This window comes from Serratia sp. PL7, assembly GCF_945957435.1.
On the sequence record NZ_CAMFLB010000001.1, the window covers coordinates 455,025 to 477,946 of the forward strand.

23 protein-coding genes, 1 tRNA gene and 1 riboswitch are annotated in these 22,922 nt (G+C 63.6%); of the genes, 15 read left to right on the top strand and 9 right to left on the bottom strand.

The features are described from left to right. Positions 1–77 precede the first annotated feature (77 nt). The 6 genes from N6G83_RS02180 to N6G83_RS02205 all read left to right on the top strand — a co-directional run bounded on the left by N6G83_RS02180 (position 78) and on the right by N6G83_RS02205 (position 6,942). Positions 78–1,484 carry an LLM class flavin-dependent oxidoreductase gene (locus N6G83_RS02180; protein WP_260514530.1) on the top strand — a complete coding sequence of 469 codons (1,407 nt, stop codon included), beginning with the start codon at positions 78–80 and terminating at the stop codon, positions 1,482–1,484. A 7-nt stretch (positions 1,485–1,491) separates the two neighbouring features. Continuing rightward, a complete protein-coding gene (locus N6G83_RS02185; RefSeq protein ID WP_260514532.1) occupies positions 1,492–2,511 on the top strand; it encodes a methionine ABC transporter ATP-binding protein in 1,020 nt (339 codons plus the stop codon). Next, positions 2,508–3,212 carry a methionine ABC transporter permease gene (locus N6G83_RS02190; RefSeq protein ID WP_016927110.1) on the top strand — a complete coding sequence of 235 codons (705 nt, stop codon included), beginning with the start codon at positions 2,508–2,510 and terminating at the stop codon, positions 3,210–3,212. The genes N6G83_RS02185 and N6G83_RS02190 overlap by 4 nt, the downstream gene beginning before the upstream one ends. Before the next feature lie 2 nt (positions 3,213–3,214). After that, positions 3,215–4,090 carry a MetQ/NlpA family ABC transporter substrate-binding protein gene (locus tag N6G83_RS02195; RefSeq protein WP_049203558.1) on the top strand — a complete coding sequence of 292 codons (876 nt, stop codon included), beginning with the start codon at positions 3,215–3,217 and terminating at the stop codon, positions 4,088–4,090. A gap of 183 nt (positions 4,091–4,273) precedes the next feature. Beyond that, on the top strand, positions 4,274–5,707 hold the full coding sequence (locus N6G83_RS02200; RefSeq protein ID WP_043143179.1) for an MFS transporter: 1,434 nt from the start codon (positions 4,274–4,276) through the stop codon (positions 5,705–5,707). Positions 5,708–5,724: 17 nt separating this feature from the next. Continuing rightward, entirely contained in the window at positions 5,725–6,942 is a 1,218-nt protein-coding gene (locus N6G83_RS02205) for an acyl-CoA dehydrogenase family protein (RefSeq protein WP_049203556.1), read from the top strand. An 8-nt stretch (positions 6,943–6,950) separates the two neighbouring features. Here the strand turns inward: N6G83_RS02205 and N6G83_RS02210 are convergent, their stop codons facing one another. Beyond that, complete coding sequence (locus tag N6G83_RS02210) at positions 6,951–7,586, bottom strand: flavodoxin family protein (RefSeq protein ID WP_025303417.1); 636 nt, start codon at positions 7,584–7,586, stop codon at positions 6,951–6,953. A gap of 115 nt (positions 7,587–7,701) precedes the next feature. Between N6G83_RS02210 and N6G83_RS02215 the strand changes: the two genes are divergently transcribed. From N6G83_RS02215 to N6G83_RS02225, 3 genes are all read left to right on the top strand, one after another. Next, on the top strand, positions 7,702–8,598 hold the full coding sequence (locus N6G83_RS02215) for a LysR substrate-binding domain-containing protein (RefSeq protein WP_089181068.1): 897 nt from the start codon (positions 7,702–7,704) through the stop codon (positions 8,596–8,598). 69 nt (positions 8,599–8,667) lie between these two features. After that, a complete protein-coding gene (locus tag N6G83_RS02220) occupies positions 8,668–9,255 on the top strand; it encodes a nitroreductase family protein (protein ID WP_049208748.1) in 588 nt (195 codons plus the stop codon). Positions 9,256–9,388: 133 nt separating this feature from the next. Then, positions 9,389–9,682 (top strand): DUF2623 family protein, encoded by a 294-nt coding sequence (locus N6G83_RS02225; RefSeq protein ID WP_025303414.1) that lies wholly within the window; start codon positions 9,389–9,391, stop codon positions 9,680–9,682. 12 nt (positions 9,683–9,694) lie between these two features. On the opposite strand, the gene N6G83_RS02230 is transcribed toward N6G83_RS02225, so the two are convergent. Continuing rightward, positions 9,695–10,264 (bottom strand): helix-turn-helix domain-containing protein, encoded by a 570-nt coding sequence (locus N6G83_RS02230; RefSeq protein ID WP_025303413.1) that lies wholly within the window; start codon positions 10,262–10,264, stop codon positions 9,695–9,697. A gap of 38 nt (positions 10,265–10,302) precedes the next feature. Here N6G83_RS02230 and N6G83_RS02235 point away from each other — a divergent pair, with 38 nt between their 5' ends. Both N6G83_RS02235 and N6G83_RS02240 read left to right on the top strand, forming a co-directional pair. Further along, on the top strand, positions 10,303–10,821 hold the full coding sequence (locus N6G83_RS02235) for a GNAT family N-acetyltransferase (protein ID WP_043143185.1): 519 nt from the start codon (positions 10,303–10,305) through the stop codon (positions 10,819–10,821). A gap of 17 nt (positions 10,822–10,838) precedes the next feature. Further along, positions 10,839–11,279: a DMT family transporter gene (locus tag N6G83_RS02240; RefSeq protein WP_043143187.1), complete on the top strand. Its 441-nt coding sequence runs from the start codon at positions 10,839–10,841 to the stop codon at positions 11,277–11,279. A 57-nt stretch (positions 11,280–11,336) separates the two neighbouring features. Here the strand turns inward: N6G83_RS02240 and N6G83_RS02245 are convergent. Next, positions 11,337–11,412 (bottom strand) — tRNA-Asn (locus tag N6G83_RS02245). Between the two features lie 338 nt (positions 11,413–11,750). Between N6G83_RS02245 and nac the strand changes: the two genes are divergently transcribed. Beyond that, positions 11,751–12,674, top strand: a complete 924-nt coding sequence (gene nac / locus N6G83_RS02250; protein ID WP_260514540.1) for a nitrogen assimilation transcriptional regulator NAC — start codon at positions 11,751–11,753, stop codon at positions 12,672–12,674. Positions 12,675–12,710: 36 nt separating this feature from the next. Here nac and N6G83_RS02255 read toward each other — a convergent pair whose 3' ends face one another. After that, entirely contained in the window at positions 12,711–14,174 is a 1,464-nt protein-coding gene (locus N6G83_RS02255) for an AMP nucleosidase (RefSeq protein ID WP_025303406.1), read from the bottom strand. 137 nt (positions 14,175–14,311) lie between these two features. After that, entirely contained in the window at positions 14,312–16,615 is a 2,304-nt protein-coding gene (gene opgB / locus N6G83_RS02260) for a phosphatidylglycerol--membrane-oligosaccharide glycerophosphotransferase (protein WP_197765274.1), read from the bottom strand. 286 nt (positions 16,616–16,901) lie between these two features. Here opgB and N6G83_RS02265 point away from each other — a divergent pair, with 286 nt between their 5' ends. After that, entirely contained in the window at positions 16,902–17,642 is a 741-nt protein-coding gene (locus N6G83_RS02265) for a transporter substrate-binding domain-containing protein (RefSeq protein WP_049205539.1), read from the top strand. Here the strand turns inward: N6G83_RS02265 and N6G83_RS02270 are convergent, their stop codons facing one another. The 4 genes from N6G83_RS02270 to N6G83_RS02285 are packed head-to-tail and all read right to left on the bottom strand — an operon-like array spanning position 17,643 to position 20,798. Continuing rightward, positions 17,643–18,578 carry an ABC transporter substrate-binding protein gene (locus N6G83_RS02270; RefSeq protein WP_043139999.1) on the bottom strand — a complete coding sequence of 312 codons (936 nt, stop codon included), beginning with the start codon at positions 18,576–18,578 and terminating at the stop codon, positions 17,643–17,645. It abuts the gene before it with no gap. A gap of 35 nt (positions 18,579–18,613) precedes the next feature. Continuing rightward, on the bottom strand, positions 18,614–19,381 hold the full coding sequence (locus N6G83_RS02275; RefSeq protein WP_043140003.1) for an ABC transporter permease: 768 nt from the start codon (positions 19,379–19,381) through the stop codon (positions 18,614–18,616). Continuing rightward, positions 19,378–20,118 (bottom strand): ABC transporter ATP-binding protein, encoded by a 741-nt coding sequence (locus tag N6G83_RS02280; protein ID WP_025303401.1) that lies wholly within the window; start codon positions 20,116–20,118, stop codon positions 19,378–19,380. Before N6G83_RS02280 ends, N6G83_RS02275 begins: the two co-directional genes overlap by 4 nt. Then, complete coding sequence (locus tag N6G83_RS02285) at positions 20,115–20,798, bottom strand: TenA family protein (RefSeq protein WP_043140011.1); 684 nt, start codon at positions 20,796–20,798, stop codon at positions 20,115–20,117. Before N6G83_RS02285 ends, N6G83_RS02280 begins: the two co-directional genes overlap by 4 nt. 62 nt (positions 20,799–20,860) lie before the next feature. Then, positions 20,861–20,963: riboswitch (TPP riboswitch) on the bottom strand. Positions 20,964–21,112: 149 nt separating this feature from the next. Between N6G83_RS02285 and N6G83_RS02290 the strand changes: the two genes are divergently transcribed. Together N6G83_RS02290 and N6G83_RS02295 are read left to right on the top strand one after the other, a co-directional pair. Next, on the top strand, positions 21,113–22,135 hold the full coding sequence (locus N6G83_RS02290; protein ID WP_025303399.1) for an LLM class flavin-dependent oxidoreductase: 1,023 nt from the start codon (positions 21,113–21,115) through the stop codon (positions 22,133–22,135). 13 nt (positions 22,136–22,148) lie between these two features. After that, positions 22,149–22,883 carry an SDR family NAD(P)-dependent oxidoreductase gene (locus N6G83_RS02295; protein ID WP_043140014.1) on the top strand — a complete coding sequence of 245 codons (735 nt, stop codon included), beginning with the start codon at positions 22,149–22,151 and terminating at the stop codon, positions 22,881–22,883. Positions 22,884–22,922 lie beyond the last annotated feature (39 nt).

A 22,922-nucleotide genomic window follows, 5' to 3' on the forward strand; every position in this document is an offset into this window, starting at 1 on the left:
TTCCCGTTTTTAACACCCTAAGACCCCCCATCCGGCCCGGCTCCGCCCGTGGCCGGCAGATAATTGTGGAGCTCGCTATGTCATCGCAACGTGAAATTCGTCTTAACGCTTTTGATATGAACTGCGTCGGCCATCAGTCGCCGGGGCTGTGGGCGCACCCGCGCGACCGTTCCTGGCAGTATAAGGATCTCGAATATTGGACCGATCTGGCGCGCCTGCTGGAACGCGGCAAGTTCGATGGATTGTTTATCGCCGACGTGCTGGGGATTTACGACGTGCTTAACGGCAGCGGCGACGCGGCGATCCGCCAGGCGACGCAGGTGCCGGTTAACGATCCGCTGGCGCTGGTGACGCCGATGGCGCTGGTTACCGAACATCTCGGCTTCGGGCTGACCGCCTCGCTGTCATTTGAGCACCCTTATCCTTTCGCCCGCAGATTGTCGACGCTTGATCACCTGACCAAGGGGCGTATCGGTTGGAATATCGTCACCTCTTACCTGGAGAGCGGCGCGCGCAATATTGGCCACCGGGCGCAGACCGATCACGATGCGCGCTACGACTACGCCGATGAATACCTGCAGGTGGTTTACAAGCTGCTGGAGGGCAGTTGGGAAGACGGCGCGATTTTGCGCGATCGTCAGCGGCGCATCTTCAGCGATCCGGCGAAAATTCATCCGATCAACCACAAAGGCGAGTTCTTCCAGGTGCCGGGCATTCACCTGAGCGAGCCTTCGCCGCAGCGCACGCCAGTGTTGTATCAGGCCGGCGCTTCCAGCCGTGGCAAGCAATTTGCCGCGGAGCACGCCGAATGCGTGTTTGTCGCCTCTCCTTCGAAAACCTTGCTGAAAAAAACCGTGGCCGATATCCGCCGCCGCGCCGCCGAGGCCGGGCGCGACCCGCGCAGCATCCTGATCTTCAACCTGCAGACGGTGATCGTCGGTGAAACTGACCGGCAGGCGCAGGAAAAATGGCGGGAATACAAATCCTATGCCAGCTACGAAGGCGCGCTGGCGCTGGTGTCCGGCTGGACCGGCATCGATTTCGGTCAGTATCAGCCGGATCAGGTGCTGAAGCATCTGCACACCAATGCCATTCAGTCGGCGGTGGAAACTTTCTCCAGCGCCGATCCCAGCCGTGAATGGACCGTACAGGGCATCGCCGAATGGGTCGGCATCGGCGGTTTCGGCCCGCTGTTGGTGGGCGGCCCGCAAACCGTGGCCGACGAACTGCAGGCGTGGGTGGAGGAAACGGATGTTGACGGTTTCAATTTGGCCTACGCCGTTACCCATGAAACCTTCACCGACGTGGTGGAACTGCTTATCCCCGAGCTGCAAAAACGCGGAGTGTATAAGCGCGACTACACAGCGGGCACTCTGCGAGAAAAATTGTTCAATCAGGGGCCGCGCCTGGCAGAGCCGCACCCGGCGGTGGGCTACCGCTGGCCGGCCGGCGCGCTCTTGGCCGATGCACTGAGCGTCAAGTGAGGATGCGATGATAGAGATTGAAGGATTGCACAAGGCTTACCGCGCGCCGGACGGGCGACGGATTGAGGTGCTGAAGGGCGTTTCGCTGCAGGTGCCGGCCGGATCGATTACCGCCGTGGTCGGCCCCAGCGGGGCGGGCAAATCGACGCTGGCGAAATGCATCAGCCTGCTGGAGCGGCCGAGCAGCGGCAGTATCCGGGTGAACGGCCAGGACTTGTCGCGGCTTGCGGGCGAGGCGCTGCGCAGGGAGCGGCGGGCGATAGGCACGGTGTTCCAGTCTTCCGCGCTGCTGCAGCGTAAAACCGCCTGGCAGAATGTGGCGCTGCCGTTGACCTATCTGGGCGTGGTGCCGCGCGATATCGACAAGCGGGTAAAGAGCCTGCTGGCAGCGGTAGGGTTGGCGGACAAGGCGGAGTTTTACCCGGCTCAACTGTCCGGCGGCCAGCGCCAAAGGGTCGGCATCGCCCGCGCGCTGGCGCTGAATCCGTCGGTGCTGCTGGCGGATGAGGCCACCTCCGGGCTGGATCCGGACGCCACCGGGGCCATTCTCAGCCTGCTTAAACAGCTGCGCGATCGGTATGGCCTGTCGATCATCCTGATCACCCACGAGATGGATGCGGTGCGCGACGCCGCCGACGCGGTGGCCGAGATCCGCGACGGCGTGATTGTGCAGCAAGGGCCGGTGCGCGAGCTGTTGGCGGCGCCCGATTCCTCGCTGGGCCGCCAGCTGTTCCCGCTGAAGACGCTGGCGTCCGACGCCGCGTTGCGGTTGCAGGTGACCTATTCCGCCCGTCAGCCGGCGGCCACCGACTGGATCAGCCGCATCAGCCGCCAACTCGACCTGCAGATCGATCTGCTGGGCGGCCACGTTGAAGTGGTGGGCGGCAGCCTGGCCGGGCGGTTAGAGATTGCGGTGCGTTTTGGCGGCGGTTCGCGTTCGGTGGCTGAACTGCAGGGCGAGCTGCGGCGGTTGGGCATTCTCGCCGAGGTGCTGGAACAGCCGGCGGCCTTGCAGGAGGCGGTATGAAAAATCTGTCTGACAGCGTGATGAGCCAGGACACACCCTGGCGCGAGATCCATCGGTTGATGCTGCCGGCCTACGGCGAAACCTGGCTGATGGTCGGCATCGTGATGCTGTTTGTGGTGGCGATCGGCGGCGCCGTCGGCGTGGTGTTGTTCAACACCTCATCGCGCGGCTTGTTTCCGCGTCCGGCGCTGAATCGCGCGCTGAGCTGGTTAGTGAACATGGGCCGTTCGCTGCCGTTTCTGGTGCTGATGGCGGCGATTATTCCGTTCACCTTCTGGTTGACCGGCACCACCATCGGCATTCCGGCGGCGGTGATCCCGATGATCGTCGCCGGCATTCCGTTCTTTGGCCGGCTGGTGGAGAACGCGCTGCGCGAACTGCCGCCGGAGGTGACGGCGGTGGGGCTGGTGTCCGGCGGTTCGATCTGGCAGATAGTCACCCGCGCGCAGCTCAGCGAGGCGCTGCCGGCGATCGTCGCCGCCATCACACTGAACGTCATCTCGATGATCGAGTATTCGGCCATCGCCGGCACCATTGGCGCGGGCGGCATCGGCTATCTGGCGGTGGTGTACGGCTACCAGCGTTTCGACAATCACATCATGATCGCCACCATTGTGGTGCTGATCGCCACGATTCAACTGATTCAGTTTATTGGTGACCGCCTGGTCGCCGCGTTGCGTCATCATCAGGAAACCTTTTAATCATGCCTAATCACGATTTTGAGATAGTGAAGAAGAAACGCTGGCCGTGGCCGGTGGGTATCGCGGCGGTGGCAATTATCGCCGCCGCGGTTTGGCACTTCAGCGCCGGCCAGCAGCAGACGGTGCAGTTCGGCAGCACGTTGAAAGTGCACTTTGAGCCGGCGATGGCCGGAGAGCAGCGGGTGATCGAGTACGTCGGCGACCATATCGCGCCGGATTACGGCCTTAGGCTGGAGGCGGTTGGCCTGCAGGATCCGGTGCAGGCCGATCGTGCGGTGGCGCAGGGGCAGTACGCCGCCACGATCTACCAGCACCAATGGTGGCTAAAACAGGTGGTAGATGCCAATGGTTTTAAGCTGACCCCGACGCTGCCGGTGTTTCAGTGGGCGTTTGGCATTTATTCCGACCGCTATAGGTCGATCGCGGAGTTGCCGGACGGCGCGGAGATCGTGGTGCCCAACGACGGCGCCAATCAGGGGCAGGCGTTGTGGCTGCTGCAGCGCATTGGACTGATCGGGCTGGATCCGGCGATCGAGGCGCGCACCGCCAGGCTGAAAGACATTCGCGAGAACAAACGCCATTTTAACTTCAAGGAGCTGGATTTGCTGACCATGCCGCGCGCGCTGAATTCGGTAGATGCGGCCATTGGCTATGTGTCGCAGTTCGACGCCGGCAAGGTGCCGCGTGAGAAGGGCATCTTGTTCCCACCGGCGCCGAAAACCTTCGCCTCGCAGCTGGTGATTGGCACGCCCTATCTGCAGGACGAAAATATTCGCAAGCTGCAGCGGGCGTTTGCCGATCCCAGGTTGCAGGCGTGGCTGAAAAGCACCGACGACCCGCTGGTGAAAGGCGTGCTGGTGCCGGTCTCGGCAGAATAATCCCCGCCCGAAATGACCGTGATAAAGACCGGATTAACGCGCGTTAATCCGGCGTTTTTGTTACGCTGTAACTGTGTTTAATTTATTGATATTAATGATATTTATAGAAGAAATTGTTGTTTGTCGGCGTAATTTTTTCACCCTATAAACGAGGTGTCACCTGCCAATTACAACGAGGAAGCTATGAGTACCTTAAATATCGATACCGCGCCGCCGTTATCTGCGCCCATCGGCTCGGCCAGCGATGTGGCGCGTTTGATTAACCAGCGCAGCGAGAAAAATACCCATGCGCGCATGATCGTGCTGTTGGCGCTGGGCGGTGTTTTTCTCGATGCCTATGACCTGACCACGCTGTCTTACGGCATCGATGACGTGGTGCGTGAATTCAGCCTCAGCCCGCTGCTGACCGGGGTGGTAACTTCTTCGATCATGGTCGGGACCATTCTCGGCAACCTGGTCGGCGGCTGGTTGACCGACAAGTACGGCCGCTATCAGGTGTTTATGGCCGATATGCTGTTTTTTGTGGTTTCCGCCATCGCCGCCGGGCTGGCGCCCAACGTCTGGGTGCTGATCGGCGCGCGCTTTTTGATGGGGATCGGCGTTGGCATCGATTTGCCGGTGGCGATGGCCTATCTGGCCGAATTCTCCAAATTCACCGGCAAGGCCAACAAGGCGTCGCGCCTGGCGGCCTGGTGCCCGATGTGGTACGCCGCTTCGTCGGTGTGTTTTCTGATCATCTTTGCGCTCTATTTTCTGTTGCCGGCCGAATATGCGAACTGGTTGTGGCGCGCATCGTTAATTTTCGGCGCCGTGCCGGCGTTGCTCATCATCATGGTGCGCAGCAAGTTTATGAACGAATCGCCGCTGTGGGCCGCTAACCAGGGCGATCTGAAAGAGGCGGCGCGCATCCTGCGCGAGTCATACGGCATTGCCGCCCATGAGGCGGAACCTGACGCCGCCCAACCGGCGGCGCCGCCGAAGGTCAGCTTCCGCGTGCTGTTCCGCAAGCCGTACCGCGAGCGCACGCTGGTCGCCAGCGTGATGAACGTTTGCATTTCCTTTGAATACACCGCCATCGCCTTCTTTCTGCCGTCGATTCTGGCGCAGTTTCTCGGCGCCGGGGTGTTTGAAACTATCTCCGCTTCGCTCGGGCTGAACGTGCTGTTCGCCTTTACCGGTGGCCTGCTCGGCATGCGTCTGGCATGGAAGTATCCGTCGCGCCAGGTGGCGATCGCCGGATTTGCGCTGCAGTTTATCGCGCTGATTGCCCTGGCGTTGATCGGACATCCGCAGGCGGCGTTCGGCGTTGGGCTGGCGATCCTGATGTTGGGCCTATGGCTGTTCGCCGAAGGATTCGGCCCCGGCGCGCAGATGATGATTTACCCGGCGCTCTCTTACCCGACGGCGATCCGCGCCACCGGCGTCGGTTTCGGCCGTTCGCTGTCCGGTATCGGCAGCGCGCTGGCGCTGTTTATTCTGCCGATTTTGCAGGCGCGCTTCGGCACCGACATGTTTTGGATTGTTTCACTGGCGGCGGCGATCCCCATCGTCTTCCTGCTGATCATTCGCTTTGAACCGACGGCGCACGATATCGACGATCTGGCCGATCGCGCTTAACCACAGAGGACACTGACATGACGCAACACCTGTTATCCACCGGAGCAGACTACGCACAGCTGGCCGCGCGTTTTCGGCCGATCTTCGCCGAAATCGCCGCCGGGGCGGTGGAGCGAGAGCTGTCGCGCACGCTGCCGCATGAACCGATCCGTTGGCTGAAAGAGGCGGGGTTCGGCAAGGTGCGCCTCCCGCGTGAAAAGGGCGGCGACGGCGCTTCGTTGCCGCAGCTGTTCGAACTGCTGGCCGAACTGGCGGAGGCGGACTCTAACCTGCCGCAGGCGCTGCGGGCGCATTTCGCCTTCGTGGAAGATCGGCTGAACGCGCCGGACGGCCCGGAACGCGATCGCTGGTTCGAACGCTTTCTCGACGGCGAGCTGGTCGGCAGCGGTTGGACCGAGATCGGCGGCGTGAAGCTGGGGCAGGTCAATACCCGGGTAACGCCGCAGGCCGACGGCTGGTCGCTCAACGGCGAGAAATTTTACAGCACCGGCAGTCTGTTTGCCGATTGGATCGACGTGTATGCCGAGCGTAGCGACAACGGCGGCCCGGTGATCGCTTTGGTGAACGTCACCCAGCCGGGCGTAGAGCGCGACGACGACTGGGACGGATTTGGCCAACGCACTACCGGCAGCGGCACCACGCGTTTTATTGATGCACAGGTCGAGCAGGCGCACGTCTACGCCTTTGCCGAGCGCTTCCGTTACCAAACTGCGTTCTATCAGCATGTGTTGCTGGCGACGCTGGCGGGGATCGGTCGCGCGGTGCTGCGAGACGTCGGCGAGGGCGTGAGGCAACGTAAAAGGATCTATAGCCACGGCAACGCCGGTTGGGTGAAGGACGACGTGCAGATCCAGCAGGTGGTGGGGCAAATCAGCGCCTGGGCCTATGCGGTTGAGGCGACGGTGCTAAAAGCGACTTCCTCGCTGCAGCAGGCTTACGAGGCGCATCGATCCGGCGATGAAGCGCTGCTGCAGGCGCTTAACGTGACGGCGGAGCTGGACGCCGCCAGGGCGCAGGTCATCGCCGGGGAGTGGGTGCAGCGCGCCGCCGGTGAATTGTTCAATGCGCTCGGCGCTTCAGATACCCGTACCGGCAAGGCGTTGGATCGCCACTGGCGCAATGCGCGCACGCTCTCTTCACATAATCCGGTGATCTACAAGGCGCGCAATATCGGTGACTGGGAAATTAACCGCCATACGCCGACCTTTATCTGGCAAATCGGCAGTGGCGGTTGAGGCCGTGGCTATTCCGTCCAAACTTGCGTGCTGCGCGGGCTGTCCATCTGATAATCCGAGTAGGGGCGGGTGAAGAACTCGCGCCCCAACTCGCGGGCGGCCTGCAGCGGGTTGCGCGGATCGCGGGCGATCTCACCGCGCTGGTTGCCGGTGCCGTGCACCAGCCCGACGAAGGCGGAATGGGTGTAACGGCTGAACTCCTGGATCTGATGCACGATGCCCAGCGCCGCGCCAGGATAAGTTTCTTCCGACGCCACCGCCAGCCCGATGCGTTTGCCGCTCATGCGTTGGTGCACCTGTTCCGCCTGAGGGTAGGCGTTGGAATAGAAGCTGAACGAGCGATCGAAAAAGGCCTTGGTTTGCGCCGACATGCCGTACCAGTAAATCGGCGTGCAAAATACCGCGCCGTCGGCCGGCAGGAAGTGCTCCAGGAACAGCTCGGCGTAGCGATCGCCCGGCGGCGGCGTATGGCGTTCATCGCTCAGAAAACCGCTCAGGTAATCATCGAGAAAATGCAGGCTGGCGACGGTGCCGGCTTCGGCGGCGCCCACCAGGATCGCCTGCGCCAGCGTGGCGCTGTTGCCGTCACGGCGCGGGCTGCCGACCAGCACAACCAGACGTTTGGATTGATGAGTTGTATTCATGTCATGTTCCTCGGTATGAAGTGAATTCAACCCTACTTTAGAAACAAGTGACGGCAGGCGACAAATGACGGCTTTTCTGCCAGGATGAATTCAACTCACCTAGAGGGATTTCGCCATGTTCGCTACGCTGCCCGTCAACGCATTACGCACCTTTGAATCCGCCGCTCGCCTGCGCAGCTTCAAGTTGGCGGCGGCCGAGCTGGCGGTGACGCCGACGGCGATCTCGCACCAGATCAAAGCGCTGGAGCAGCAGTTGGGGTTTGCGCTGTTCGAGCGAGTGCCGCGCGGCGTGCGGCTGACGGCGAAGGGAAAAACGCTGTTCGCCGGGGTGCACGGCGCGCTGCTGGACGTCGCCGCCACGCTCGAAGGCCTGCGGCCGCAGCCCAGCAGCGGCTCGCTGTGCGTCTCGGTGACGCACTCGTTCGCGGCGCTGTGGTTGGTGCCGCGCCTGGGGCGTTTCTACCAGGCGTACCCGCACTATCTGGTGCGCCTGGAGGCCTGCGCCGAGGTGATCGATCTGCAGCAGGACGCCAGCGTGGATGTGGCGGTGCGTTACAGTCGCGCACACTATCCCTCGCTGCATCAGACGGCGCGGCTGGAGGAGAGCTTTGGCGTTTACGCCGCGCCGGGGCTGGCTGCCGCCGAACCGGAAAATCCGGTGCTGATCACCGTGAAGTGGGGGGATTCTGCGCTGTACGACAGCGGTTGGCATGACTGGTGCCGGGCCGCCGGCGTGGACTGGTGGCAGCGCCATGCGGCGATGCGCAGCTATCACGAGGAACATTACGCCCTGCAGGCGGCGGTGGCCGGGCAGGGGTTGGTGCTCGCCAGCTCGGTGATGGTGTCCGAGATGGTGGACAACGGTCTGCTGGTGGCGTACCGGCCGGAGGTGCGCGTTCCGGGTGCCGCGTACAGCGTGTTGTGCGCGCCGGGACGCGAGCGGCACCCGCCGGTCAGGGCGTTTCTCGCCTGGCTGCAGCAGGAACTGCCGCAAGGCAATGGCACGAAATAAAAGTTTTACCGTCCTAAGCTGTGGGAATATCAGCGAACTTTTGTTTTTACTTCACTGCGAGAACCTATCATGAGCCAGCCAAGAACCTCCGATTACCCGATTGACGCGCAATTTATCGAGCGCTGGTCGCCGCGCGCGATGACCAACGACGCCATCGACGATCAAACGCTGCTGAGCTTCTTTGAAGCGGCGCGCTGGTCGCCTTCGGCCTACAACATTCAGCCGTGGCGCTTTGCCTACAGCAAGCACGGCTCCGACAGCTGGGAGAACTACCTGGAGTTCCTGATCGACTTCAACCGCGGCTGGGCGCAGCACGCCTCGGCGCTGGTGGTGATCGTCTCCAAAACCACCAGCCTGAACGGCGAGCGGCTGGTGGACAACCCGACCCACGCGTTCGACACCGGCGCCGCCTGGGCCAACCTGGCGCATCAGGCGCACCTGAAAGGCTGGCTGACCCACTGCATGAGCGGCATTCACCACGACAAGATCAAAGCGGCGTTGCAGCTGCCGGACGACTATGCGGTGCACGCCATGGTGGCGATCGGCAAACCGGGCGACAAAGCCCGCCTGCCGGATTTCCTGCAGGAAAAAGAGGCGCCGTCGGGCCGCCTGCCGCTGGGCAATACCGTCAGCGAAGGGCTGAATTTCACGCTGTGATTGCCCGCGTTCTCGCCGAGGCCCGCTTTGCGGGCCTTTTTTATGCGGCGAGTAAAACTTTGGGAGTATGTTCGCGTTCGCTTATTCGCTGTATATTTTGTTATATAGCGATTGCGTTAATGAGGAGGAACCCGTGGGAGATCATTTTGGCAAAGGGTTGTTGGCGGGGTTAAAGGCGGAGAACCTGAAGCCGGAGGCGGAGCTGTCGCGCTTTTGCTCCGACTACAAGCGTGGCTTTGTGCTCGGCTATGCGCACCATTTAGCGCAGCGCTGCGGCGACGAGAACCGGGCGGCGTTCGAAGCCGGTCAGCTGAGCCGTGCCTATGGCCTTGGCAGTGAGCCGATGAGCGAGTTCTTTTCCGGCGGCGACAGCCGGCTGGCGGAGAAGTTTTTCCGCGCCGGCTATAACCGACCGGCGCAGGGGTAGCGCAGACGGCCGTCAGGCGGCGCTCAGCACCGCCACCATATACACGCACGGTTGGTCGCTCTGGTTTTCAAAGCGGCAGTCCGCCGGTGGGCCGAGCTCCAGACAGTCGCCTTCGGCCATTTCATGGCGCGCCTCACCCTCAAGAAAGACCAGCTCGCCGGATAAAACCCAGATCAGCTGACGTTTGAACGCGTACACCGAAGCCGGCATCGGGATCGCCGCGCCGGCCGGCAGTTCAATGCGCACCAGATCGAGCGGCAGATCGGTGCGCGGCGACACGTGGCGCCGCACGTAGCCGCTCTCCGGATCGACCCAGACCGGTTGATCTTCCCGGCGCAGCAGCCGGCCTTCCTGCGTTTCCGCCCGGGCGATCAGCTTGGACATGCTGAGGCCGAACGCCCCCGCCAGCCTGCCCAACAGCATCGCCGTCGGGCTGCTCTCGCCGCGCTCGATCTTATGAACCATCGCCCGTGAGACGCCCGCCCGTTCGGCCAGATCGGACAGCGACCAGTGGCGCGCCTCGCGCTCAATGCGAATGCGTGCGCCGATCAGCTGATTTAGATTGTCTAATTTAATATTCATATCGTAGTATTATAGTGGACAATTGGCCGGGGTAAACCATGATTATACGAAATGCGACGCTCAACGATAGCGCGGCGATTGCCGCTATCTATAACGACGCGGTGTTGAACAGCACCGCCATCTGGAATGAACAAACCGTGGATGCGGCCAACCGCGCGGCGTGGATCGGCGAGCGGCAGGCGGCAGGTTACCCGGTGCTGGTGGCGGTGAACGGCGCGGACGAGGCGATCGGCTACGCGTCGTTCGGCGATTGGCGAGCCTGGGACGGCTATCGCCATACCGTAGAGCACTCGGTGTATGTCCACCAGGCGCATCGCGGCGCCGGGATTGGCAAGGCGCTGTTGATCGCCTTGATTGCACGGGCGCGGGAGATCGGCAAGCATGTGATGGTGGCCGGCATCGAATCCGGCAATCAGGCGTCGATTAAGCTGCATCTGGCGCTGGGGTTCCGCGACGTGGGGCGCATGGAGCAGGTGGGCGCCAAATTCGGCCAATGGCTGGATCTGACGTTCCTGCAGCTGACGCTCGACGAGCGGGTAGCGCCGCCGACGCGCTGACCCCGGGAGGCAGGGCGATGAATATGCTGTTACTGCTGATCGCGGCGGGGATGGGGCTGGTGGTGCAGAATCTGTTGATGGTGCGTATTACCGAAAGCGTTTCGACCATCCTTATCACGCTGGTGATCAACTCCAGCGTCGGTTTGTTGCTGCTGGTGGGGTTGCTGCTGGCCAAAAACGGCCTCGGCGCGGTGGCGGAAGTGACCGGCGCCGCCAGGTGGTGGATGCTGTTACCGGGGCTGCTGGGATCGCTGTTCGTGTTCGCCGGCATCCTGGGCTACCAAAAACTGGGCGCGGCGGCCACCATCTCGATCCTGGTCGCCAGCCAGCTGTGCATGGGGCTGCTGGTGGACGTCTACCGCGCCGGCCCGGCGGCGCTGCGCGAGAATCTGCCGGCGCTGTTCGGCGCCCTGCTGCTGGTGGCGGGCGCTTATCTGGTGGCGAAACGCAGCTTTTGAGGGCGGCTGACATGCAAAAAGCCCGCTCAGGTTTCCCTGAGCGGGCTTCTCTAAATATGGCTCCTCTGACTGGACTCGAACCAGTGACATACGGATTAACAGTCCGCCGTTCTACCGACTGAACTACAGAGGAATCGTGTGAACGGGGCGAATAATAGCGGGGCGGTTGCGGCTTGTAAAGCGCGAAAACGTCCGAGGCGCCCGTTTGCTGCAAGATTGCCCAACCTGCTGCTTTTTCTCGCTTTTATCGCTTATCCCGCGCGCAGCACCGCCGGGTTGCCCGTTGTTTGGCGCATTTGCCTGCCGATGGTGCAACGCCTGCCCTACGTTGTGGCGCGCGCCGTCCGGCGAACGGCCGTTTGCCGCCGTGTATCCCGCCTCCGTGGCCGTTTACCGACTCTGGCCCGGATCTTGCTGCGCTTGAATAACCGGATTTCGGCATTCTCAATTTAGCGGCTCGCTGGAGGCACTATGAATTTCAGACGTCTGAAGTACTTCGTGAAAATCGTCGATATTGGCAGCCTGACCCAGGCGGCGGAAGTGTTGCACATCGCCCAGCCGGCGCTCAGCCAGCAGCTGGCGACGCTGGAAGGGGAACTGAAGCAACAGCTGCTGATCCGCACCAAGCGCGGCGTGCAGCCGACCGAGGCCGGCAACATTTTGTATGCCCATGCGCAGACCATTCTGCGCCAGTGCGAGCAGGCGCAGAGCGCGGTTAACAGCGCCGGACAGGCGATGAGCGGCCAGGTGTCGCTCGGGCTGGCGTCGGGCAGCACCGCGGCGCAGCTGGCGCTGCCGTTGCTGCAGACTCTGCGCGATCAGCAGCCGGGCATCCTGCTCAGCCTGCATGAAAACGGCGGCACGACGCTCACCGGGCAGGTGGCTAACCAGACGCTGGACATGGCGATGGTCTACGGCGCCAAAATGCCCGCCGGGCTGCACGCCATCGCGTTGATGCGGGAAGATCTCTATCTGGTGGCGACGCGCGCGGTGCCGCATCCCGGCAACAGCGTCGAGCTGCTGGACGTGGCGCGGCTGAACCTGTTCCTGCCGCGCGAGGGCGATGCGGTGCGCAACCAGCTGGAGGAGGCGATGGCGCTGCGCAAGCTGGCTGCCAACGTGGTGGGGGAGATCGAATCCTCGGGTGCGTTGAGCGCCGCGATCGCCAGCGGGCTGGGGGCGACCGTGCTGCCGGAATCGGTGGCGCGCGCGATGATCGGCCCGGCCAAGGCCTGGATGGCGCGCATCAATGCGCCGACGATGTCGGTGCCGCTGGCGCTGTGCATGTCGGGTCAACAGGCGCTGTCCGCCCCGGCGCTGCTGGTCAAAGACCTGCTGCTGTCGATCGCCGGCGGCAGCAGCCAGGAAAAACGCGCACTGGCACTGGTGCGTTGAGGAAAAAACGGCCCGCCGCAGCGGGCCTGAGCACCGTTACCGGAACGGCGGTTCGTTGAAGGTGCGCAGCTTGCGCGAGTGCAGACGATCGCCCTCGGCGCGCAGCAGATCGATGGCGCAGATGCCAATCTGCAGGTGCTCGGAGATCGCCCCTTCGTAGAAGCGGTTGGCCTGGCCCGGCAGTTTTATTTCACCGTGCAGCGGTTTGTCGGAGACGCACAGCAGCGTGCCGTACGGCACCCGGAAGCGGTAACCCTGGGCGGCGATGGTGGCGCTCTCCATATCGACCGCCACCGCGCGGCTGAGGTTGAAGCGCCGCGCCGAAGCGGAGTAGCGCAGCTCCCAGTTGCGATCGTCGGTGGTGACCACGGTGCCGGTGCGCAAACGCTGTTTGACCTCTTCACCGGGCATGCCGCTGACCATCTTGGTGGCGTCGTACAGGGCGCGCTGCACCTCGGCGATGCTGGGGATCGGGATATCCGGCGGCAGCACCGCATCCAGCACGTGATCGTCGCGCAGATAGGCGTGGGCCAGCACATAATCGCCGATCTTCTGGCTTTCGCGCAGGCCGCCGCAGTGGCCGATCATCAGCCAGGCACTCGGGCGCAGCACCGCCAGGTGATCGCAGATGGTTTTGGCGTTGGACGGCCCGACGCCGATGTTGATCAGCGTGATGCCCTGACCGGTGCGTGAAATCAGGTGATAGGCCGGCATCTGGTGGTTTTTCCACGCCAGATCGGACACCGCCTGCTCGGGCGCACTGGTTTCCGGCGTGATGTAGGTACCGCCGGCGCTGGAGAGCGCGATGTACGGGCTAGCCGGATCGGCGATCTGCGCGCAGGCCCAGCGCACGAACTCATCCACATAGCGGGTGTAGTTGGTGAACAGCACGAACGGCTGGAAATGCTCCACCGGGGTGCCGGTGTAGTGCCGCAGACGCGCCAGCGAGAAATCCGCGCGCAGCGCATCGAAATGCGACAGCGGGAAATGGTTGTCGGTGGTGTGATACAGGCCGTCGGCGGTCTCGTCACCGATCTGCGCCAGCTCGGTGGTGGGGAAATGCTGCGCGATGCCGGCGCTCATTGAGCGATCGAGCGCCAGGCTGGAACCGTCGATCACGTAAGGGAACGGGATCTCCTGCTGCGACGGCGCCACTTCAATATGGGCGGCGTAATCGTGTTCCAGCATCGCCAGCTGTTCGGCCAGATAGTGGCGGAACAGCTGCGGCCGGGTCACGGTGGTGCTGTAGCTGCCGGGATGGGTAAAGCGGCCGAAGGCGCGGGTTTTGTTTGGGCCGGATTGCTGCCCGTCCCAGCTGACGCGCAGCTCGGGATACACGAACAGCCCGGCGGCGCGCGCCTGCGCATCCGGCAGGGTGCCGTGGCTGATAAAGTCGCTGACCGCCTGACGCAGCGCGTCTACCGCGGCGTCATACAGGGCTTCCAGTTGATCGAGTGCCTGATCGGCGCTGAGGCCGCTGCGAGGTGGGGCATAGCTCATACTTTCTCCTTCGATGTCCCGGCTCTGGCGGGATTGGCGGCGTTTCACCGTCACAGGTTAGCCGAAGAAGGGCGTAAAAGCTTGGTCGAAATGACGGGCGCGGCAAAGAAAACGCCGCGCCCGTAGCGTGCCGGGGGTCAGGAGGCGGGCGCGGCCGCTTCGACCTTCAGCGACACCAGCCCGATGCCCAGCTTCTTCGGCGTGAAGCCGCCGCTGGCGCTCTCTTTCGGCTCGGTGGGGGCCGGCGGGGTAATGCTGATCTTCTGCGCGCCGCGCGGGTTGTCGAAGCGCAGGGTGACGGTGCTGTCCTGCTCGCCGAGCGACACGAAGCGCTCTACGTCGCCGACGCGCACCGAAATCGGTTCGCCGACGTTGTTGCCGTAGGCGCGGGCGCGCAGCACCAGATCAAAGGTCTTCGGCAGCGGGTCGACATAATCGATGTCGACCGCCGGCGCCAGGTTGGCGTCGGACCAGCGGCCCCACTCCTCGACGGCGGAAACGCCGGTAATGGCTTTCACCTGTTCCGGCAGGCCGGGCAGCATGAACTCGATGGCGTCCGCCCGGTATTTCACCGCCGCATCGTCCACCTGCAGGCGAGCGACGGCGTTTTGGTACTCGGCGACGCTGTCCGCCGCCGGGCCGGTGAAGTTCACCTTGCCGTTGAAGCGTTCGCCGCTGGCCTGCGCGATCTGCGGCGGCGAGGCCAGGGTGCCGGAGGCCACGCAGATGTCGGTGCTCAGCGCCAGCTGCGGCGCCCAGACCCGGCCGATCTCGTAGCATTTATCGACCCAGACGAATTTCTCCCCCGCGCCCAGCCCGGCCAGCTGTTTGCGCAGCGGGGTGGAGAGGTAGACGTTGAACATCGGTTCGATGCGGTTGTCGCCCACCCGCAGGATGAACGGCACCTTGTAAGTGACGCCGGAGAAGCTGAAGCTGCGTTGGCGCGTGTCCACGCTGTAGTCGCTGATGCGGTTCGGCAGGCCCCACTGGTTGATCACCGCCGGTTTCCAGCCGTTAATTTTCTCTTCGATATTCAGGAACACCGTAGACAGCGACGGCGCCGACAGGCTGCTGCGGCCGAGGCCGATGTAGTTGTCGCCGCCCATCACGTCCAGCACCGTGGCGCCGTTGTCCAGCGTGCTGCGCTTCTCGTTGCGCTGCTCCGCCTGCGGCCGGGTGCCGTCGATGATGAAGAACAGGTTGCGGCGCTTCTGTTTGGTCAGAATGTCGTAGGCGGTGTTGTTCATCGCCAGATGATCGGAGGACACCACGATCACGGTGTTGCTGAAATAGGGCGAGCGTTTGATTTTGTCGATCAGCGCGGCGATGTGTTGCTGGCTGCAGGCCACCGCGCTCAGCGAGCGGTTTTCCTTGTTCTGCCAGGCGTAACTTTTCTTGCTGCAGCCGGCGGAGATAAAGCCGTCCGGGTGATGGGTATCGACGGTCAGGGTAAACAGCGAGAACGGTTGGCGCTGCTTGGACAGCTCGACGAACTTGCCGTACACCACGTCCAGCACGCTGTCGTCGTACCAGCCCCAGTCGTTTTTGTAGCTCGGATCGGCGACCTGTTCGCGCAGCTCTTTGAAGCCGTAAACGTGGTCGAAGCCGTGGGATTTCAGGAAGGTGTCTTTGCCGGCGAACGCCAGCTCGGCGCCCTGATAGAAAGAGTTGCTGTAGCCGGCGGCCTTCAGCACGTCGCCCAGGCAGACGTTCTCCGGATAGAAGGTGGAGACCGCGCTGGAGGCGTTGCCGTCGAAGGGCGCGAACAGCGGAATGCCGCACTGTGAGGCGACCATGCCGGCGATGGTGTAACCGGTGCCCGGCAGCTGCTGGGTGTTGCTGAAATCGATGCTGTCCGCGCGCAGGGCGTTCAGCTCGTCGGCCAGGCCGGGAAACAGCTCGGTATCGAAGTAGGTGCGCTCCAGGCTCTCGGCATAGATGTACACCAGGTTCGGCCGCTTGCCCTGCACGGTCTTTTTCGGCGCCTTGTAGTAGGTGGTGAAATCGGCGGTATCGCCGACGATCTGGCTCTTGACCAGCAGCGAGATGTCCTGAAATGCCGGGGTGGTGCCGACCGAAAACAGCGCCAGCAGCACGGCGACGAGGCTGTAGGCCACGCTGCTGCCTTTGGCTTTGCGGCGCAGCAGGCTGCGGGCCAGCACCGCGAAGATAAGCCCCAACGCCGCCAGCAGGCCGATGAACGGCAGCACGTATTTGCTGATGCCCGCGCCTTTGAGGCTGCTGGTGACGGTGTAAATCACCGCGTCGGTGATGCCGTCGCCGGTGAAGTAGTTGCTGGCGATCAGGATGACGTTCAGCACCAGATAGCTGCCGAGCAGCGTCAGCAGAATGGCGAACCACCAGCGGTTGGCGGCGGCCCGGGTGCGATAAATCAAAATCGACGCCAAAAAGAGAACAAAAGAAACGACTGCTAAAACCATCCGCCAAACCCTGTCTGATTGAAAAAACGTTGCTGCCCTGGTCTGCGCCGCCGACCGTGCCGCGGCGCGAAAAGTGAAGGGTATAGCCTATTGCCGGCGGCGGAACAACGCGCGATCTCCCGCTACGGCCGACGAACGGCGGCTATTGTACATTTTTATGACAATAGTGTGACGTTAATCACGCCGACGGCGGCCTCGGCGGCGAAAGCTTGCTGGTCGGAGGTTTCGCTCTACGCTTAATGAGCGCCACGAACGGTGCGCCCATCAGCCCTTCACAGGAGGAAGTATGCAGACGATTCCCGCCGCGGTACTCGACGATCTGGCCCCGCAAGGCGTGTTGCGCGCGGCGATCAACTACGGCAATCCGGTGCTGGCGCAGGCCGGGGCCGGCGGTAAACCGCAAGGCGCTTCGGTGGAGCTGGCCGCCGCGCTGGCCCAGGAGCTGGGCGTGGCGCTCGAACTGGTCACCTATGACGCGGCGGGCAAGGTGTTTGCCGACCTGGACAGCGGCGCCTGGAACCTGGCGTTTATGGCTATCGAACCGGTGCGTGCGGCGCAAATCGCCTTCAGCGAACCCTATGTGATCATCGAGGGGACTTACCTGGTGGCGAACGACGCGCCTTACTTTGAGGTGGCGCAGCTCGACAGGCCGGAGGTGCGCATCGCGGTCGGCCAGGGGGCGGCGTACGATCTGTTTTTATCGCGCACGCTGCAGCAGGCGCAGCTGGTGCGGGCGGCAACGTCCGCCGAGGCGATCGCGCTGTTTTTCGAACGGGGGCTGGAGGCGGCGGCCGGCGTGCGTCAACCGCTGCTGGCCGCCGCGGCCGCCCATCCCGGCTACCGGGTGCTGGACGGGCATTTCACCGCCATCCACCAGGCGATGGCGGTGCCGCGGCAAAAAACGCAGGGCGCCGCCTACGTGAACGCGTTTATCGAACGCTGCAAGGCCAACGGGCTGGTGAAGGCGGCCTTGCAGCGCAGCGGCCAGGGCGAGGTGACGGTGGCGCCGCCGGCCGCCTCGGCGTGATCAGTCGAGCTCCACCGCGTACTGTTCCACCGGGGTGATTTTCTTGATCAGCTTGTTGTCGAACAGGAACTGTTCGTAAGCCTGGTAGCGCGCGCGATCCAACTTGGCCGGATCGCGGGCGAACAGCGGCAGGCTGGCTTGCCACGCCTGTTTGTTCAGCTCGGTATTCAGCTCTGGGTGCGCCTTGGCGAATGCCAGCCAGGTGTCCTGCGGGTGGGCGTGCAGGTAGTCACTGCCTTGCTTCAGCGCGGCGAGAAATTTGCGGATTTTCGGCTCGTTCACCGCATCGCGGTTGGCGACGATGATCAGCTCGTCATAGGCCGGCACGCCGTAGTCTTCGACGTTGAACACCACCGGTTCTTTACCCTGCAGCTTCAGCTCCAGCGCTTCGATGTTGCGGTAGCCGCCGATCACCGCATCGACCTGGCCCGCCAGCAGGGCGCTGGTCAGCTGGAAGTTGACGTTGATAAGCTTGATGTCCTGCGGCTTGAGGTGCTCGTGTTCGACCATGGTGGCCAGCGTCGCCTGTTCGATGCCGCTGACCGAGTAACCCACCGTTTTGCCCTTGAGATCCGCCGGCGACGTGATGTTTTTGTCCAGCGCGATCACCGTATTCAGCGGCGTGTTGATCAGGGTGCCGACGCGCATCAGCGGCAGGCCCTGATCGGCGAAGAAGTGCAGCTGCGGCTGATAGGTAATGGCGAGGTCGGCCTGTTTGGCGGCCACCAGCCGCGGCGGCAGCGCCGGATCGGACGGCGGCACGATCTTGACGTCCAGCCCTGCGGCCTTGAAGGCGCCGATCTGCTCGGCCACCATAATTGGCGCGTGATCGGGGTTGATGTACCAGTCGAGCACCAGCGTCAGCTTCTCGGCCGCACCGGCCTGGCCGGTGAGGGCAGCGCCCAGCAGCAGTCCGCAAACGGTTTGTTTGATCATGGTCGTTCCTTTATCCCTGGTTATGGTTGCAATCATCAGTCGTTTTCCGGCGCCCAGGCGATCAGACGCCGCAGCAGCGCATCCACCGCGGCCCACAGCAGCACGGTCATCAGCACCAAAATAAACAGCGCGGCGAAGCAGACGTCGGTCTGCATGCGCGCGTTGGCGTTCAGCATCACGTAGCCCAGCCCTTCGGCCGAGCCGACCCATTCGCCGATGATGGCGCCGATCGGCGCGACGGCGGCGGCCATGCGCAGGCCGGAGCCGAAGGCCGGTAGCGCCGCCATCAGCCGCACGTGCCGCAGCTGCGCCCAGCGCGAAGCGCGCATCGTGCGCGCCAGATCGAGATAGTCGTTGTTGACCCGGCGCAGCCCGTCGAAAAAGGCCGACACCACCGGGAAGAAAATCACCAGCACCGCCATCGCCACCTTGGCGCTCATGCCGAAGCCGAACCACAGCACCAGCAGTGGCGCCAGGGCGAACACCGGTATCGCCTGGCTGGTGAGCACCAGTGGCATCAGCCAGCGCTGCAGCCGCGGCGAGAAGATCATGCACAGCGCCAGCGCCGCGCCGAGCAGCACGCCCAGCACCAGCCCGCTGACGATCTCCGAAGCCGTGACCAGCGTGTGCCAGGCGAGATAGCCGCGCCCGTCCCACAGCGCCTGCGCCACCGCGCCCGGCGTGGGCAGCAGAAAGGCCGGAATGCCGCTTTGCGCCGCCAGCCACCACAGCAGCAGCAGGCCAGCAAACACCGTCAGCCCACGCCGCAGGCGGGTGAGGCCACGCTCTTCGGCAATCTTCATTGCGCGGCCCTCACCAGCTGTTGCAGCAGCTCGGCCTGGCTTTTCAGCAGGTCGGCGTCATCCGGCGCGCGCGGCGGTTGCCCGCTGATACGGTGGGTATCGTCGAGGCCCAGCGGCCAGGGCGACAGTACCAGCAGCCGGTGGCTCAGGCGGCAGGCCTCCATCGGATCGTGGGTGATCAGCAGTACGGTATTTTGCGCCAGCAGCTCGGCGGCCAGGCTTTGGATCTCGGCGCGGGTAATGGCGTCCAATGCGGAGAAGGGTTCGTCCATCAGCACGATCGGCTGGCGTTCGTAGAGCGTGCGGGCGATGGCGGCGCGCTGGCGCATGCCGCCGGACAGCGCGGCGGGCAGGCTGCGGCCATGCGCGGCCAGGCCTACGCGTTCGAGCAGATGCGCCACCCACGCCCGATCCGCCACTTCGCCGCGCAGCCGCGAGCCGAGGGCGACGTTCTCTTCGACGGTTAGCCACGGGTAGAGCAGGTCTTTTTGCCCCATGTAGGCGATGCGCCCGGCGATCGGCAAACCGTCGCTGCCGGTCACCGTACCCGAACTGGCCTGCGCCAGGCCGGCGATGATCTTCAGCAGGCTGGTTTTGCCGGCGCCGCTGGCGCCGAGCAGGGCGACGAAGCTGCCGCCGGCGATGTCGAAGCTCAGCCGGTCGAAGACGATTTGCTGACCGAAACGCAGGCTGAGATCCCGCACCTGGATGCCGGGCGGGAGAAGCGGGGAGGTCATGAGGCGTTCAGCCCCATCTGCCAAAATGCCGATTCCAGCTGGGTGGCGGTGGTGAAAATCTGCGCCAGCTCGGTGAAGCGGCCTTGTGCGCCGCGCTGGTGGCCGACGGTTTCCAGCAGTTCGATGGCGGCACGCACGCCGGCCAGATAGCCCTCGTCGCCGTAGTTGCGGATCCAGGAGGCGTAAGGATTGCCCTCCATCTGAGTGGCGGGATCGTGCAGCAGCCGCAGGCCGATTTCGGCATAGCCGGCCACGCAGGGCAGCAGGCCGGCCAGCAGATCGAGGGCGTCGCCGGCATGGCCGATATCCAGCACGTAGCGGGTGTAGTTCATGGTTTCCGCCGCTTCCGGCTGGGCGGCGATCTGCGCTTCGCTCAGCCCCCATTCGGCGCAGTAGGCCACGTGCAACGGCAGTTCGGCGACGATGCCGTTGAGCGAGGCGGTGGCGGCGCGCATCTCCGGCAGGGTGCGTAGCTTGCTGACCAGCAGCGCGTAGGCGCGGGCGAAGTGCAGCAGAAACAGATAGTCCTGGGTCAGGTAGCGGCGAAAAGCGCGTTCAGGCAAGGTGCCGGCGGCCAGCTGCTGCAGAAATGGATGATCGACGTAATCTTGCCAGTGGCTGCCGGCATGGTGGCGCAGCCGGCCGTAAAGACCGCTTTCGAACAGGGTAGTGATGGACATGGGACCTCCTTGAGTCAGTGGAGATCCGGGCACGCTGGGGTATGAACAGGCAACGGGTGAGAGCGTTGTTGCCTAACCGTCCCTTCGCTGGCATGACCCAGATCAGGTTCAAAGGGTTCGGCTTGCGCCATCTCAGCCCGTAACAGGACACCCCTCGGAGCTGCTTGTTATACGACATTTGTTTTTTGATTACAATCGCCGGGCGGTGCGGCGGCAATCGGTTCGTTTAGTGCGATCGAGGGTGATTTTGCTGGCGCAAGGCGCGCGGTTTTTGTCACTGTAGGCTCATGTTTTGCCTCTGAGGATGATGCCCGATGAAAAAGATTGGTTTTCTCTCGTTTGGCCACTGGTCGCCTTCCGCCCAGTCCGGCACCCGTTCCGCGGCGGATGCGCTGCTGCAGTCCATCGATCTGGCGGTCGCCGCCGAAGATCTGGGGGCGGACGGCGCCTATTTTCGCGTGCACCACTTCGCGCGCCAGCTGGGATCGCCGTTCCCGCTGTTGGCCGCCATCGGCGCCAAAACCCAACGCATCGAGATCGGCACCGGCGTGATCGACATGCGCTATGAAAATCCGCTGTACATGGTGGAGGACGCTGGCGCGGCGGATCTGATCGCCGGCGGGCGGCTGCAGCTCGGCATCAGCCGCGGCTCGCCGGAGCAGGTGATCGACGGCTGGCGCTATTTCGGCTATGCCCCGGCCGACGGCGAAACCGATGCGGACATGGCCCGCCGCCATACCGAAGTGTTCCTGGAAGCGCTGCGCGGCGAAGGGTTCGCCGAGCCCAATCCGCAGCCGATGTTCCCGAATCCGCCCGGGCTGCTGCGGCCGGAACCGTTTTCCGCCGGGCTGCGCGACCGCATCTGGTGGGGCGCCGGCTCCAATGCCACCGCCGTCTGGGCGGCGAAGCTCGGCATGCACCTGCAAAGCTCGACGCTCAAGAACGACGAGACCGGCGAACCCTTCCACATCCAGCAAGCCAAGCAGATCCGCGCCTACCGCGCCGCCTGGCAAGAGGCCGGCCACACGCATGAGCCGCGGGTTTCCGTGAGCCGTAGCATCTTCGCGCTGGTGGATCAGCGGGATCGCAACTACTTCGGCGGCAGCGGTAAGGAAGGCGACCAACTGGGGTATATCGATGCGCAAACCCGGGCGATCTTTGGCCGCAGTTACGCCGCAGAACCTGACGCGCTGATCGAACAGCTGGCGCAGGACGAGGCCATCGCCGAAGCGGATACCTTGCTGCTGACCGTGCCTAACCAACTGGGCGTGGATTACAACGCCCACGTTATCGAATCGATTTTAACCCATGTCGCGCCGGCGCTTGGCTGGCGCTAAACGGAGGAGCTGGATGTCACGCATTTTCATTACCGGCTCGGTGGACGGGCTGGGCCGCGCCGCCGCGCAAACGCTGTTGGACGAAGGACATCAGGTGATTCTGCATGCGCGTGAGCCCGGCCGTCTGGACGCGGTGCGCGATCTGCTGGATCGCGGTGCACAGGCGACGATCGGCGATCTGTCCGATGTGCAGCAGATCCGGCAGCTCGCCGAGCAGGTCAATCGCCTCGGTCGCCCGGACGCGGTGATCCACAATGCCGGTATGTTTACCGGACCGCAGGTGATGCCGGTGAACGTCATAGCGCCCTACCTGCTGACGGCCCTGATCGAACGCCCCAAGCGTATCGTCTATCTGAGCAGCAGTATGCACTTTGACGGCGTGGCGGAACTGAACGGCGTGGATTGGCTTGGCGGCGCCGCAGGCTCTTATTCGGACAGCAAACTGTTCGTCACCGCGCTGGCCGCCGCCGTGGCGCGCCTGTGGCCTGACGTGATCAGCAGCGCGGTCGATCCCGGTTGGGTGCCGACAAAAATGGGCGGCGCGGACGCGCCCGACGATCTGGCGCTGGGGCATGTGACGCAGGCGTGGCTGGTGAGCAGCGATGAACCGCAGGCCCTGGCGTCCGGCGGATATTGGCACCATCAGCAGCGCCTCGAACCCCATGCAGCGGTACACGACGAGGCGTTTCAAACGGCGCTGCTGGCGCAATTGGCGCGCGCCGGCGGGGTGAGCTTGCCGCAGGTTTGAATGGTTATTCCTTCCAGGCCCGTCGAGGTTATCGGCGGG